Genomic DNA, 15,256 nt, shown 5'->3' with positions numbered 1-15,256 from the left:
AACAAGTGAAAAGTTTAGAAGATTTCAAAGCGCAGTGCGACATAGTAAAAGTTGTGTCGCACTATGTTGCTCTTGAGAAAGCAGGTTCAAGTTACAAAGGGCTTTGTCCTTTTCACGAAGAAAAAACACCTTCTTTTTACGTTAATCCAGTTAAAGGCTTTTTTCACTGCTTTGGGTGCGGTGCAAGCGGTGATGTTATAGAATTTGTAAAAAAAATAGAAAACGTCTCGTTTTCAGAAGCCGTCCAGAAAGTTGCGGATATTTGCAATATCGATTCTCCTTTGATCTCTTCGGACGGTGAGTTTTCGAAATACAGCAACTTCATGGAAAAATTGGTAAAATCTTATGCGGAAATGCTTTTTTCACCAAATGGTAAAGCAGCGTTGTCCTACCTTATAAAAGATAGAAAATTGGATATCGAAACTTTAAAAAAATTCGAAATAGGTTATGCACCTAAAAATTCAAATATCGTCAATTTTGTTGCAAGCAAGGCTGGTTTTGACGTTGCAAATTTGCTTAAGTACGGTTTGGTATCAAGGGGTACGAACGGATCTATTTACGAATTTTTCAGAGACAGGATCATTTTCCCCATAAAGAACAATTCCGGAAGAATTGTGGCTTTAGGTGGCAGAGTGGTGGGAGAAGGGGAACCAAAATACATCAATTCGTCGGAAAACAAATATTTCTCGAAATCGAAGATACTTTATCTTTTCGATAAGGCAAAGGCACAGATCAAGGAAAATGATTTTGCGATAATTTGTGAAGGTTACATGGATGCCATAGCCTTTCACAAAAACGGATTTGAAAATGCCTGTGCCGTTTTGGGCGTTGCACTTACCCAGATACATTTGGAAAACATAAAATCTTTGACAAACAACTTGCTTCTTGTACTTGACAGTGACAAAGCAGGATTGAATGCGATGGAAAAACTTTCACTTACGCTTTCAAAGTACGATCTCAACGTCAAAGTTTTAACATTTACGGATGCAAAAGATCCGGACGAGTATTTCAGAATGCACGACAAAAAAGCATTTAAAGACTTTTTGTTGAATGCCACCAATTACTGGGATTTTTACGTCAGAATGATTCTTAAAGATACCTCAGACGCATCAAAAGCAATCAAAAGATTTGCCGATGCAACCAAATGGATAGATTCACCGATTCTTCGATCCAATCTTGTAAGGATAGTTTCCAAGAATTTGATGATCGAAGAAAATGAATTGCTATACGAGTTAAAAATAGAATCAGAAGAAAAATCGAACAATAAACCTGAAAAAGATGTCAAAATATCGCGAATGAATTTTGAGGATTGGATCGTTTATTTGCTTTTCGCAAATGAAGATATACGGAATAAGATTTTGAAAAGCGTCAGTCCGGATTATCTTTCGGAATTTCCGCGGAAGATATTCAATCTTGTGAGTGAAGGGCACATTTATCCCCAAGAACTGCTTGAATTGTTAACCATGAGTGAAGGGCAAAGATTTTTTAAGATAGTGACAAAAGATGTGAACATAAACGATTTTGACGAGGCTTTGAAAGTCGTGATTAAAAAGATAAACGAAAGGAAAATAAGATCTGATATTTCAAAATTGGAAGAGGAGATGAAATCAACGAAAGATCCTGAAAAGCAAAGGAATCTCCAGAGGAAGATGCTTTCTCTTTACGCCGTTTTAAAAGGGAAGCGAGGTGAGTTAAATGGCTGAAAACAGTACTGCTCTGACGAAGAAAAAAATAGATGCGCTGATCGTAAAAGGAAAAAAAGATGGATACGTAACATACGCAGACATAGACAATGCCATACCGACAGATGAAGATTTTGATTCGAGTCTTCTTGAAAAGATATATGAAATGCTTGAAAAAGAAAACATCGAAATACACGATGAAGGCGATGAAACTGCCGAAGAGACAGACACTTACGTTGATACGGAAAGTTCTGAGGTAAAGAAATACCTCTTTTATCTCGACGGACAACAACCGTCAATATACGATAACGCTAATTTGAAAGATCCTGTGAAACTTTACCTCAAGGAAATTGGCAGAATCCCACTTTTGTCTCCAAGTGAAGAAAGAAAACTTGCCAGAAAAGCCGCTACCGGTGATGAAAAGGCAAAACAAAAACTATCCGTTGCAAATTTGAGGTTGGTCGTGAGTATAGCAAAAAAGTACATGGGCAGGGGTCTTTCTTTTCTTGATCTGATTCAGGAGGGAAACATAGGCCTTTTGAGGGCTGTCGATAAATTTGACTGGAAAAAAGGATATAAATTTTCAACTTACGCAACATGGTGGATAAGACAGGCGATAACGCGCGCGATAGCAGATCAGGCAAGAACGATAAGGGTACCTGTCCACATGGTTGAGACGATAAACAAGATGAACAAAGTCATAAGAAATTACATGCAAGAATACGGCACCTATCCGAGCATAGACGATCTGGCAAGAGAAATGGGAAAGCCAAAAGAAAAGATAAATGAAATTCTTAAGGCCGCAAGAGAAACGATTTCACTTGAATCAACCGTTGGGAACGATGATGAATCGACTGTTGGCGACTTTGTCGAAGATCCAAACGTACTCTCTCCCGAAGATGCAGCGGCGCAGATGATATTGCACGAACAGATCGATAAGGTGCTTAACACTTTGAGCCCCAGAGAAGCAATGGTTTTGAAAATGAGATATGGATTGATAGATGGAAAAGCAAAAACACTTGAAGAAGTTGGGCAATACTTCAACGTTACCCGTGAAAGGATAAGACAGATAGAGGTAAAGGCTTTGAGAAAATTGAGACATCCAAGCAGAAGCAAACATTTAAAAGTTTTCATGGGAATGGAAGAAGATCAAGATTTCAATCAAAATGGTCAGGAAAAGTAAAAGGTGGAGTTTTAACTCCACCTTCTTTTTATCCGAGTTTTATCGAACTGTAATCTCCTATGACAAGATTGTGAACCTTTGGCTTTTTCTCGATACTTGACACTGTCGCATTTTTTCCTATTATGCTTGAGTCTATTCTGACGTCAACATCTCTTACAACTGAATTTTCAAGCAAAATTGAATTTTCTATCTCGGCGTTTTCGATGGTAACGTTTTGACCTATCGAAGTGTAAGGGCCTATGTAAGAATTCATTATTGTCGAATTTTTATCTATTGAGGCAGGTCCTCGTATTATCGAATTGATTATCTCAACGCCTTCTTCTATTATGACATGACCTTCTATCTTCGAACCGCCATTTATGGATCCATTTTTCCTTGAATGTCTTACATTTTCAAGAATTCTTCTGTTTGCCTCGAGAAGATCTTCGGGCCTTCCGGTATCTTTCCACCATCCGTATATCACATGGCCACGCACCTTGTAACTTTTCTCTATCAGATACTGGATTGCATCTGTTATCTCAAGTTCACCTCTCCATGAAGGTTTTATGTTTGCAATTCCTTCAAAAATCGATGAATCAAAGAGATAAACGCCTGTTATGGCGAGATTGGAAGGCGGATTCTGGGGCTTTTCAACAACTTTCAAAACAGCATCGCCATTCACGACTGCGACCCCGAATCTTGACGGATCATCGACAGGCGTAAGCAAAATTGATGCGTTCAGTTTTTTTTGTTCGAAATCCCTTGTAAAACTCACGAGATCTTCTTGAATCAGATTATCACCCAAATACATCAAAAAAGTTTCTCCATCGAGAAAATCTTTTGCCACACTGACCGCATCGGCAAGTCCTTTGGGATCTGTTTGAATGATGTAGGATAATTTTACCCCAAATTGCGAACCGTCGCCAAGCGCCTCTTGAAAGGCTGAGACATTTTCCGTGTTAACTATCATTCCTATATCCGATATCCCAATCTCTTTTATCTTCTCTATGCTGTAAAGGATGACAGGTTTGTTTGCAACGGGGATTAACTGTTTGGCGCTTGTAAAGGTCAAAGGTCTTAATCTCGTTCCCTTTCCGGCACAAAGTATGATGGCTTTCATTTTATGATTTGGCACAATTCAACTTCGCGTAAGCATCAAGTGCCGCGCTGATGATCGGGTAAACGACAGGTGATGCCGTCACAAGCGGATGTGTTCCTATTTGCAAAGCAACAAGATCGACTATCGACATGCCGCTTTGAATGGCCGTTCCTACAACGTTTATCATTTCGCCGACTGATTTGCCTCCCATCATCTGGCATCCTATCAAAACTCCGCTGCTTTTCGAGAAGATCAATTTCGTCTTGACCTTACTCGCATCGGGAATCGTACCAGGATGTCTGTCAACGGAATTTGAAATTCCTATTTCAACGTCAAAGCCACTGACTTTTGCGTCCACTTCATCTATACCGGCAGCGGCAAAGATCGTTCCTCCAACCGATGTTGAAAAGAGACTCAGATCTCCTTTAACCTGTCGGATCAATTTTATGTCGAATAAATTTGCACCTGCAACTCTTGCGTCAAAAGCGGCAACTGATGCAAGCATTAACCTGTTGGCGCGCCTTGTAAAGAAATCTTTATGCTCGGCACAATCTCCTATCGCAAAGATATCGTTAACGCTTGTCCTCATGTATTCATCCGTCCATATTCCACCTGTTATGCCTATTGAAAGTCCCGCATCTTTTGCAAGCGTCGTTTCTGCCCTATATCCTATTGAAAGGATAACGAGATCGGCATCTATTTTTTCTCCGGATTCGAGCAAAACGCCCTCAACTTTATCTTTTCCGACGATTTCTTTGACTTTACTCGAGGTTTTAACCTTTATACCTTCTTTGTCCATTATCTTTCTTGCTTCTTCTGAAAATTCAGGATCAAATGCAACCGGCAGGACTCTGTCAAGTGCTTCGATGATTGTAACATCTTTTCCGCCCTTACGAATTTCATCGCTGACTTCCATTCCTATGAATCCGGCCCCGACTATGACTACTTTCTTGACGTTGGTAAGAGAACTCTTTAATTTTTTGATCTCGTTGACATCTTTTGGAACTGTCATGACATTTTTAAGATCAACTCCGGGCAGTCTTGGAACAATTGGCATAGATCCCGTCGCGATGACAAGTTTATCATATTCAAAGTCTTTTCCAGATTCAGTGAAAACTTTTTTCGCTTTTGGATCGATCTTGTTCACTTTATCGATGAGTATCTGCGCACCTGCGGTTTCAACGGGCTTTGTTGACATGATATCACTTTCTACGGAACTCAAAGTGGTTATTGTGTAAGGAATTCCGCATGGAACCAGTGTTTCCTGTTCTTTTTTGATCATCAGTATCTGTTTACCTGGGTAAGTTGCAAGCGCTGTCGCAACCAATCCAAGACCTGCTGCTCCACCACCAACTACAACTACATCGTACTTCATTCAAAACATCTCCTTTTGAAAATTTATTGTAAGATCAAGAAAACAAGTCCTACCAAAATTAATATCCCTCCGATCAAAATTATCTCTTTCAAATAAGTATAATGGCTTCGATCTATCACGACATTCGTCTGGGCTGACATGGTTTGACCGTAACTTTGAACAGTTGCCACAACTTTGTAAACTCCATTTGGCATAGTGGTACCGTTCAGATCATTTCCATCCCATGTTACACTTGATCTCCCGTAAAGTGCGTTGTAATTTCTGTACCAAACGACGGTATCGTTAGAGGCATAAACGCTTATTTGAACGTACCCCGATCTGCTTAAGGTTACGTAGAAATTCGTCGTGTCTTCAAACCAATCTCCATTCGGGCTGAAAGGATTCGGTGAAGCATTCAAAGATATCTCTAATGGTTTTAATTCAAGCGAAACAGGAATTTCGGTAACCTTTTGAAACGCAAAATTAAGATTCGTTCCATAAGGTAAATATTGTGGACTTGAAAATTCGACGTTGTGCGATCCGGTAGGTACGAAAATGCCTTTATCGGCTCTGTCGATCTGACCGTAATCCTGGCCGTCTATTTTGATTTTAAGAGGATAAACGTTCGAATCAACTTTGAGCATTCCGGCCTGTGACAGGTTCACGGAAAGGTAATTATCACCGGGGTTCAGATTGTAATTCATCTTTTGGGAAATGTACCATTCTTTTGAAAATGTAAGCACATGGTATCCCACGGGAATTCCGGTTATATAAGTGTATCCTGCATATCCTGTACCGCCGGCGTAAGTTCCGTCAATGTAAATTTGGATGTAAGGCTGAGAATAAACGTAAAGATTTCCCGTTAAAGGTACGAGATTGACGTTAAGATAATTCGTCTGATTTGCGTTTACTAAAACAGCATCGTTGTAATAACTTTCATATCCGCTCAAACTGACCGAAACGGCATGATATCCAGCACTTACCGTTAAAGTCTGATCTCCGTTTCCCACAAATTGGTTATCAACGTAGACGGCAGCATTTGACGGGGTAACGTTTATCGAAAGTACTCCCGTGAGATTTTGCTGCGGAACGAGTGGTATGCTCAACGATTTATTCTCTCCGATTCCAACAAACACATTTCCCTTCCATGTTTGATATCCGCTTTTAGAAATCGTCACATCATGGTAGCCGGCGGAAATTTCGAAGACGGCCGGCGTGGTCGCCGAATAATCGTTGTCAACAGTAACATAGGCTCCGGATGGGACGGTCTGGACATTCAAAGTTGTTTTGACACCTGCGTTGAAGTAGAAATATGTCCATGCCGTCCACCTTTCGGTGTCTGGTATCACAACGATTGATTTGACAAGATTTTCTTTGAACTTTGTAAAATCCTCCTTTTGAGAAGTGCTTAGATTCTGAAATGGATTATCTTTTGAAACTTTAAACTGTTGTAAAACATCTATGGGTTTGGATGATAATATGAATTGCACAAATTCTATGCCCGATCTTGTGCTCGAAACCGTGAAATTGTAACTTGAAATGGAAGGTATTTTATAAGTTCCCGGATTGAAAAAATTCTTTTGCTGGTAGTAATTTGGAAATATCTGCGTTACCATCCCGTACTGTGGCATGTCTATTATGTATAAATAACCAGGCTTTGCGATTTTAACCGTAAAAGATATTTTTTCACCATTTTTGTACTCACTTCCATTTGGCTTGTTCATGGCAACCGTTATGATGTTGTTAGGTTCTATGGTTATCAGTTTTGCGGCTGCAAGTGATTCAACTTCCGGAGGAATTTTTTGTTGTTCTGCAATCATGGTTCCCCAAATCATAACGGCAAGAATCGAAACAACCAAAAAAACCTTTTTCATCTATCTCACCTCACAGTTTTATGCATTACCAAAATGTGAATCGCCTTTTGCCTTTGGCTGCTTACTCGTTACTGATCACGTGTCACTATTTTTTCTACGCGCTACCGGCTACCCGCCACATGCTGTTTTTACTGATTACCGATTACGTGTCACTGTTTTTGCTCCGATCACGCTCCGTACTTTTCAAGTCTCATGGCATTGGCCATCAACAACGTCATTATGTTTTTGGCTTCAATTGTTCCGATGCTTCCCGTGGCACAAGTTTTTTCGCTGAATTTATCCGCAAGGCCGTATCTTGAATATTTTGAGTGAATCAAAAGTGGCACCGGATGCCAACTGTGTCCGCCAATTAAAGCAGGTGTAGAATGATCTCCGGTAACCGCAAGCACGTCTGGCTTTAGGGACATAATCTGCGGAATTGCCCTGTCAACTATCTCTATGACATCGACTTTTGCGAGAAAATTTGAATCTTCGCCGTAAGAATCCGTATGCTTGACGTGAAAATAAAAGAAGTCGTATTTGTCGTAATTGTCTTTTAAAACTTTTATCTCTGATTGTAAACTTCCCGCTTCATCGTCCACGTGCGGAACTTCTAAAACATCCATTCCAACTAATTTTGCAAGTCCTCTGTACATAGGATAAGTCGCTATGGCTGCGCTTCTCATCTTGTAAATTTGAGGGAATTTCGGCATAACGGGATGTTTTGAAAAACCTCTTAAAAGGCATCCAGTTATTTTTCCGTTATTTTTAAGAATTGTTGCCACCTGTCTTATGAACTTGTTGATGATCTCGGCTGTTTTTCGTGACTCTTCATTGACTGCCGTTGTGTACAGCATTTTTTCTCCATCTTTTTGCGGATCGGCATCTGTCAGATTGTCTGCAAGTCCATCTCCCGTTAATTTTAAAACAAACCTATGCTCGATACCCGGAAAAACTTGAACTTTAACTCCGTCTATCTCTTTTATTTTTGAATTTATAAGTTGACATGCCTTGACGTTTTCTTCGGTTGCCGGTCTGCCGGCTCTTCTATCCACAACGGTTTCACCATCGAAGGTGGCGAAATTTCCGCGTGCAACAACATCTTTCTCAGATACCTCTATTCCTATTCCAAGCGCCTCTAATATACCTCTACCTATCTGATATTTTATCGGATCGTATCCAAAAATTCCGAGATGACCCGGGCCACTGCCTGGAGTTATTCCTGGAAGCACCGGTACACTTAATCCCAGATCCGATGCCTTTGCAAGCATATCAAGATTTGGTGTATTTGCAGCCTCGAGTTCCGTCATACCACCGAGGTTTGGTGCACCGCCAAGGCCATCCATGACAAGCAAAATTATTTTTGTGTCATTCTTCACAACCAACTTACCGACAAAATCCTGAATGTCATCCATTTTGGGCCTCCATACACTTTATTCTTATAAAATGAAATGCAAATTCTGAGTTTGGCGAATGCCAAAACCTTCAACATTTAAAGTTGATCATGTATAAATTATAACATATACTGAATCAGTTTTAAATTCCGAATCATCGCTCCGACAGGTGCCTCGCTCGATGTCTGGTCCTCGCGCTGCTGCGGAGGCCATCTCGGAGGCATCCTGCTCTCCGTTTACAGTAAATGACCATTCGGCTTTTAAAGTGAATTAAATATATCTTAATTTATCATTTCATCGACAATTTTCAAATCCATCGCTTTTAATTGATTTTTCAAAGATTCGTATCCACGGCTGAAAAAACCTGTTTGCATTCCATTTTCAATTTCCATCTGACATTCAACCAAACTTCCCATTAAATCCGAGGCTTTTGCTATTTTTCCTTCGATTCCGCCCTCAAAAGGCTTAAGCATCAAAGGATCGTAATGTTTTGCTATTTTATTTGGCAAAAGCGGAAGGAGTACCTTGTGGACCATCTTCGATTCAACTTCTTCAACCGCCGATTCAAATCCTTCGACGCGTCTTTTTGTCGGAGAAATGATGTCTCCGGTTAAAGCCTCGGGTACATCATGAAAGATGGCCCTTTCAATTGCATTGAGTACATCCGCGTTATGAGTTTCTTCGGCCATGAGGTAAGCGACAAAAGTGACAAAAAATGTGTGACCTGACACGGTGGTGGAAACAGTCCTTGGATGCTGATTCCATCTTATGGCGTAAATGAGGGTTCTTATCAGCGAAAGATAAGTGCGTAATTCGTTGCTTGATAAAACCGTTTTGAATGACGTCATTTCAACGTTTTTCATGTTGTTTTCTATCGATTCGAATGGTTCTTTGAAGTATTCCGGAAAGAATCTCAAATTTATCTCTGCTTCTTTGTAAGCGGCGTAAAGATCCGCGGCATTTACTATCCTTCCTTCAATTGATTCATCTCTTGAGTTGACCATCGCATCTTCGAATTTTTCTTTAAATCGATCCGGTACGTATTTTATAACCTCTTCGACCGAACTTTCGTACAATTTGTTCCATGCAGCAGGAGATAAGGATTGAATCATGCTTTTAGTTGAGAGAGAAATGTCAGAAATTATGCATTTCGGCATATCTTTAAGTAAAATGCGGCTTATCAACTTTACCATGTCAACTTTGTTGCCAGATTCGATTTCAATCATGGCAAGCAGATGGGCAACGTGAAGCACAAAACCGCTATTTGAAGCCTCGCTTATGGAATCAAAGGTTGGTTTGTTGTTCCATCTTCTCATTGAAAACATGATCTTCACAAGATCGATGAGATCTTGAATCATCATAGACCTCCTTACAAAGCATTTATGAATTCATCAAGGGCCAAATGCATTTTTTTGTACCTTTCTTTTGTCGTCGAATTGAAATTTTGAACTTTGGAAAGATCAAATTCGTTGATTTTCGAAAAAGCAAGGGCAAGATCTGTATCTTCCCGATTGCAAACATAATCGGATAACTCTTTTCCGAAATATCTAATTGCTTTTCTGTCAACATGCAAAAACGGCGTTTCAAAAGTGATGGCCGTGAGACTTGCGTAAAACTTTTCAGATAAAACAAATTTTGCATTTTTGACTGCGTCCATGATATCTTCAATTTTGAAGATCAACGCCACATCGTCTGATTTGATTTTTTGGGCAAATTTCACGGCAATTTTTGAATCTCTCGGATCTTCGACGATTACCCTCGAATCCGTGTGTAAAAACCATTCTTGATCCGGAGAGTATTTCAAAATTCCGTTTTGCGAAGGTGCAAAAACGGCGAATTTACCTTTCTCGTACTCGGCCTTTTCTAAAAGATACACATTTGCGATATCAACGCCTGCTTCTATTTTCGAAGGTGACCACAAGGATGCCCATTTTGCGGCAACCTCGTCGGTTACAAAACCCGTCAGAAAAGGACTCATAAGTTCTGTCGAAACGTGGTATAACAAATTTCTTTTCATTCCTTCAAGATTCACACCAAAAAAAAATACCGGTTTTCTGAATTCCAATGCTAAATCTATTATGGCGATACTTTCAAAGAAGTTTTCCAATCTGCCGGAAACTATCAGTCCATCGTAAAATGGCATAATGGCCATCATCTGAAAAGAAAATTTTGGGTACGCACATTCAATGTTTTTTCCAGTCAGGATGTCTCTTACTTTTCTGTAAGTTAATCTTTGGCCGTAAGTTTGGTCATTTTGTCCGGCTATCACCATCACTTTTTTCATCTGTTTCTCCCTTTTCATCGTTAGACCAATACGCTTTTCCGTAAATGTCTTCGAGGCGTTTTATCTCATCATCATTTTCTTCTCTGTTTGTATGAAAGAAATTTTTTAAAAAGATGTAAAGCAAAAAGATCGGGACAAAAATCCATATCCCCCAGAAGGCTATAAAATCAAAAACAAGATAATAAAAAGTTGAATTCCGCCAGTTCGAATAAAAAAGATCAAAATTTTCTCCGAGAGATTCGGAAAAAGCCATTTTCCAGTCGGAATTCAATCTCACGCTTTCGAGTATTTGAGGAAGCGCGCTTTCGAAGTTTATCTTTTTGTTCATTTCAAGGAAAAGAGCGTAAACTTCGGCATAGTACTCCTGCAAATTTGTCGTGTTAGAAGGATAGTTTTCGTAGTCAAGTGGATTTACGGATTGAAAAAGAAAAGGATTGTAATTCAAAGATGCAGGATAGAATCCCATTTTTCCGCCATACCATGTTGCCAACCCTTCCATCACCCATAAAGGCATCTGCTTGCCATATCTATCCATCCATGAGAATTGAAAAACGTGCATTAACTCGTGCGCCACAGTACCTTTGGTTTCGGACAGAGGGTATCGCATGGTAACCGTTACCTGAAAGAAGGTTGGATAATCTGTGGCATTTCCCATCTCGAGACCAAGATTTTCATTGGTTATGATCATGTAAATTGGTTTTTGAGGATAGAGCCCCCACATTTTTTCAAGTGAAGGCAAAAATTCGTTGTCCCATCCATTCACCTGATTCGTTATTTCCTTGTTTCCAGATTGATTTAAGATGTAAACGGATGAAAAACCCGTCGATGCAAAAAGTTCAAATATCAACAACACCCATTTTAGCAAAGAAGACGAGTTCCGAGTAAATAAAGTCATCGATTTCTCCATCCATCACCGCTTGAATATTTCCTGATTCATGATCGGTGCGATGATCTTTGACCATCGTGTAAGGTTGAAAGACGTAAGACCTTATTTGACTTCCCCAACTTATCTCTTTCAAAGTACCCTGAATCTTCTGCAATTCAGCCTGCCTTTTTTCGAGTTCGAGTTGGTACAATCTTGCCTTTAAAATCCTCATGGCGGTATCTTTGTTTTGAAATTGAGATCTTTCGTTTTGACATGCAACCACTATTCCGCTCGGAATATGAGTTATTCTCACGGCAGAATCGGTTCTGTTGACGTGCTGTCCGCCGGCTCCCGAGGCTCTGTACGTGTCTATTCTTAAATCTTCGTCTTTTATTTCAACCTCAACATCTTCTTTGAGTTCTGGCAAAACGTTGATGGAGGCGAAAGATGTATGTCTTCTTTTTGCAGCATCGAATGGGGATATTCTGACAAGTCTGTGAACACCCCTTTCATATTTCAAAAATCCGTAAGCGTAATCTCCTTTTATCATTATAGTCGCGCTGTTTATGCCGGCCTCTTCTCCCGGCTGAAGGTCTATCTCTTCTATTTCGAATCCTTTACGTTCTGCCCATCTTGTGTACATTCTTAAAAGCATCTGTGCCCAATCGTGAGATTCCGTTCCGCCGGCTCCGGGGTGAATCGAAAGGTAACAATTCAAATCGTCAAACTTTCCATTGAGCATCATCACGAGTTCAAATTTTTCAACGGCATCTTTTGCGCTATCGACGATCTCTTCGAGATGTTGGACAAAATCCTCATCTTCATCGGCAAGTTCAAGGCCAACCGTCATGTCTTCCATTTTTGACTTCATTTTTTCGAACATTTCATATTTTTCCTTGTATTCTTTCAATTGTTTTAATATGTCCTGGGCTTTCCTCGGATCATTCCAAAAATCATCCGTAGAGGTTTTGCCCTCAAGAGATTCTATCTCCGCTTTAATCTTTTTATCATCGAATACTTTGGAAAGTTCTGTGAATCTTTTTTCCACGTCGTCTATCTTAACTTTTAGATCGTAATTTATCACCGAATCACCTCATCTTTTAACGCGCATTCTTTTCTTTTTTGCCTGATCGACTTTTTCCTGTTCCTTTCCGTTTGCCAGTGTGAAATCTGAATGTTGGGTTTGGAGAACCGAGAAAGATTTTTTCGCACGTTCCTTCTCTTTTTGTTCATCGACCATGACTATTCTGAAGACTATCGTCGATATATCATCGTACATTCCATCGACCATTTCTTCAAATCGTTCGTAACTTTCTCTCTTAAATTCAATGACTGGATCTTTTTGACCGTAAGCCCTAAGGTTGACCGATTCTTTCAAAAGGTCTACCTCTTGAAGGTGCAATCGCCATCTTTCATCTATGACTTTCAACATCACGTATTTGAGAATTTGCGGAAAATGATCTTCGCCTACTTCGGAAACCTTCATATCGTAATTTTCTTTTATCTCTTTCATGATCTGGGATTTGAATTCTTCCTGATCTTCTTTTGACTTTCCATCCAAAGAAAAGAAAGGAAAGATCATCTTCAATTCATTCGAAAGGGTATCCCAATTCCAGGCATCTATATCTTTTCCGGGCAGGTAATTTTCTATCCTTCTGTCAACGACATCTTCGAAGATCTCCATGAGATGTGTTTCGACATCTGTACCGTCGAGAAGCCAATTTCTATGTGAATAAACGGCATTTCTTTGTCTATCGAGCACGGAATCGAGTTCAAGTAGATGTTTTCTTATCGAAAAATGAATACCTTCAACCTTTTTTTGAGCCTGTTCTATCAAAGTGGAAAGCATCGAATGTTCGATAGGCTCTCCTTCGGCAATTTTCAGGGTGTTCATGAGAGATTTCATCCTGTCACCGCCGAAAATTCTAAGCAAATTATCTTCAGTCGAAAGGTAAAATCTTGATTCTCCCGGATCTCCCTGGCGGCCTGATCTGCCTCTTAACTGGTTGTCTATACGTCTTGCTTCATGCCTTTCGGTGCCAAGCACGAAAAGACCGCCCAGTTGTACAACTCCTTCGCCAAGTTTTATGTCAACGCCTCGACCTGCCATGTTTGTTGCAACGGTGACGGCATTTTTTTCTCCGGCTTTGGCTATTATTTCGGCCTCTTTTTCATGATTCTTGGCGTTTAAAATTTCATGAGGTATACCTTTGCGTTTCAGCAAAGCGCTGAGTTTTTCGTTCTTTTCTATCGACGTCGTGCCTATAAGGACAGGTTGACCTTTTTCATGCCTTCTCGCCACTTCTTCAACGATGGCGTTATATTTTTCAACTTCGGTTCTGTATATGAGATCGTTCATGTCTTTTCTTATCATGGGTTTGTTTGTCGGTATCATGACAACTTTCATCCTGTATATCTGATCGAATTCTTCTCGTTCGGTGTAAGCGGTTCCGGTCATACCAGCAATTTTGTTGTACATGAGAAAGTAATTTTGAAGTGTTATAGTCGCGTAAGTGATCGACTCTTCTTTTACCTGAACATTTTCTTTTGCCTCGATGGCCTGATGAAGTCCTTCGTTGTATCTTCTTCCTTCCAAAATTCTTCCGGTGAATTCATCGACTATGACGACCTCATTTCCTCTGACGATGTAATCAACATCTTTTTTGTATAGATGTAAGGCTCTCAAAGCGTTAAGCATGTGAAAGTTGTATTCTACGTTTGCCGGATCGTAAAGATTGTCAACGCCGAGCATCGATTCAGTTTTCTTTATTCCTTCCTCGGTCAAAGAGATCGTCTTTTGTTTTTCGTCAATTTTGAAATCTTCTTCTCTTTTAAGTTTTTTTGCAAGCGATGCGAATTGTTTGTAAAGTCTCGAAGAGTTTTCCGCCGGTCCCGAGATTATCAAAGGAGTTCTTGCCTCATCTATTAAGATGCTGTCGACTTCATCGACAATGGCGTAATTGTGACCTCTTTGAACTCTTTGCTCCGGCAGATAGGCAAGATTGTCTCTGAGATAGTCAAATCCCATTTCCGTGTTAGTCCCGTAAGTTATATCGCAGTTGTAAGCGGCTCTCCTTTCATCCTGATTCATTTCCGATTGCAGAAACCCAACTTTCAAGCCTAAAAGTGCGTAAGCGGGTCCCATCCAATTGGCATCTCTTTTCGCAAGATAATCGTTGACGGTTACAACGTGCACGCCTTTACCTTCCAAAGAGTTAAGATAGACGGCCATAACGGCAACCAAGGTCTTTCCTTCACCGGTCTTCATTTCAGCCACCATGCCTTCATGAAGTGCCAGTGCCCCCATCAACTGGACATCGAAAGGCCTCATTCCAAGTGCACGTTTGGATGCTTCTCTTGCAAGCGCAAAGGCTTCAGGCAAAAGGTCATCCAAAGTTTCTCCCTTTTCGAGTCTATCTTTTAATTCGGCCGTTTTAGCGGGAAAATCCGAATCCACAAGGGATTTCATCTTTTCTTCAAATTTATTTATCTCTTCAACGATCCTTTCGGCTCTCTTCAAAAACCTTTTGTTAGGATCGAATATTTTATCAACAATAGACATC

General features: G+C 40.2%; 11 protein-coding genes. 2 read left to right on the top strand and 9 right to left on the bottom strand.

The window, feature by feature from the left end; translation table 11 throughout:
* Positions 1-5 precede the first annotated feature (5 nt).
* Complete coding sequence (gene dnaG / locus ACP5NR_RS00240; protein WP_428005200.1) at positions 6-1,703, top strand: DNA primase; 1,698 nt, start codon at positions 6-8, stop codon at positions 1,701-1,703.
* Positions 1,696-2,865, top strand: coding sequence for an RNA polymerase sigma factor RpoD (gene rpoD, locus ACP5NR_RS00235; RefSeq protein WP_428005201.1), 1,170 nt, complete (start codon positions 1,696-1,698; stop codon positions 2,863-2,865). The genes dnaG and rpoD overlap by 8 nt, the downstream gene beginning before the upstream one ends.
* A gap of 28 nt (positions 2,866-2,893) precedes the next feature.
* Here the strand turns inward: rpoD and ACP5NR_RS00230 are convergent, their stop codons facing one another.
* From ACP5NR_RS00230 to secA, 9 genes are all read right to left on the bottom strand, one after another.
* Complete coding sequence (locus ACP5NR_RS00230; RefSeq protein WP_428005202.1) at positions 2,894-3,964, bottom strand: glucose-1-phosphate thymidylyltransferase; 1,071 nt, start codon at positions 3,962-3,964, stop codon at positions 2,894-2,896.
* 1 nt (position 3,965) lies between these two features.
* The gene (locus tag ACP5NR_RS00225) at positions 3,966-5,318 is read right to left on the bottom strand and encodes an FAD-dependent oxidoreductase (protein ID WP_428005758.1); all 1,353 of its coding nucleotides are present in this window, start codon (positions 5,316-5,318) and stop codon (positions 3,966-3,968) included.
* 23 nt (positions 5,319-5,341) lie between these two features.
* On the bottom strand, positions 5,342-7,171 hold the full coding sequence (locus ACP5NR_RS00220) for a PEGA domain-containing protein (protein WP_428005204.1): 1,830 nt from the start codon (positions 7,169-7,171) through the stop codon (positions 5,342-5,344).
* Positions 7,172-7,338: 167 nt separating this feature from the next.
* Positions 7,339-8,565, bottom strand: coding sequence for a 2,3-bisphosphoglycerate-independent phosphoglycerate mutase (locus ACP5NR_RS00215; RefSeq protein ID WP_428005205.1), 1,227 nt, complete (start codon positions 8,563-8,565; stop codon positions 7,339-7,341).
* A 260-nt stretch (positions 8,566-8,825) separates the two neighbouring features.
* Positions 8,826-9,902 (bottom strand): YfbR-like 5'-deoxynucleotidase, encoded by a 1,077-nt coding sequence (locus tag ACP5NR_RS00210; RefSeq protein WP_428005206.1) that lies wholly within the window; start codon positions 9,900-9,902, stop codon positions 8,826-8,828.
* 11 nt (positions 9,903-9,913) lie between these two features.
* Positions 9,914-10,828 carry a hypothetical protein gene (locus tag ACP5NR_RS00205; protein WP_428005207.1) on the bottom strand — a complete coding sequence of 305 codons (915 nt, stop codon included), beginning with the start codon at positions 10,826-10,828 and terminating at the stop codon, positions 9,914-9,916.
* Positions 10,794-11,675, bottom strand: coding sequence for a hypothetical protein (locus tag ACP5NR_RS00200; RefSeq protein ID WP_428005208.1), 882 nt, complete (start codon positions 11,673-11,675; stop codon positions 10,794-10,796). Before ACP5NR_RS00200 ends, ACP5NR_RS00205 begins: the two co-directional genes overlap by 35 nt.
* Positions 11,665-12,777: a peptide chain release factor 2 gene (prfB, locus tag ACP5NR_RS00195; protein WP_428005209.1), complete on the bottom strand. Its 1,113-nt coding sequence runs from the start codon at positions 12,775-12,777 to the stop codon at positions 11,665-11,667. Before prfB ends, ACP5NR_RS00200 begins: the two co-directional genes overlap by 11 nt.
* A 9-nt stretch (positions 12,778-12,786) precedes the next feature.
* On the bottom strand, positions 12,787-15,255 hold the full coding sequence (gene secA, locus ACP5NR_RS00190) for a preprotein translocase subunit SecA (protein WP_428005210.1): 2,469 nt from the start codon (positions 15,253-15,255) through the stop codon (positions 12,787-12,789).
* Position 15,256 lies beyond the last annotated feature (1 nt).

The organism is Athalassotoga sp. (genome assembly GCF_049965695.1).
In the GTDB taxonomy this organism is placed as follows: domain Bacteria; phylum Thermotogota; class Thermotogae; order Mesoaciditogales; family Mesoaciditogaceae; genus Athalassotoga.
The sequence above is the reverse complement of the archived record's forward strand: the minus strand, read 5'-3'. Positions and strand labels throughout refer to the sequence as shown.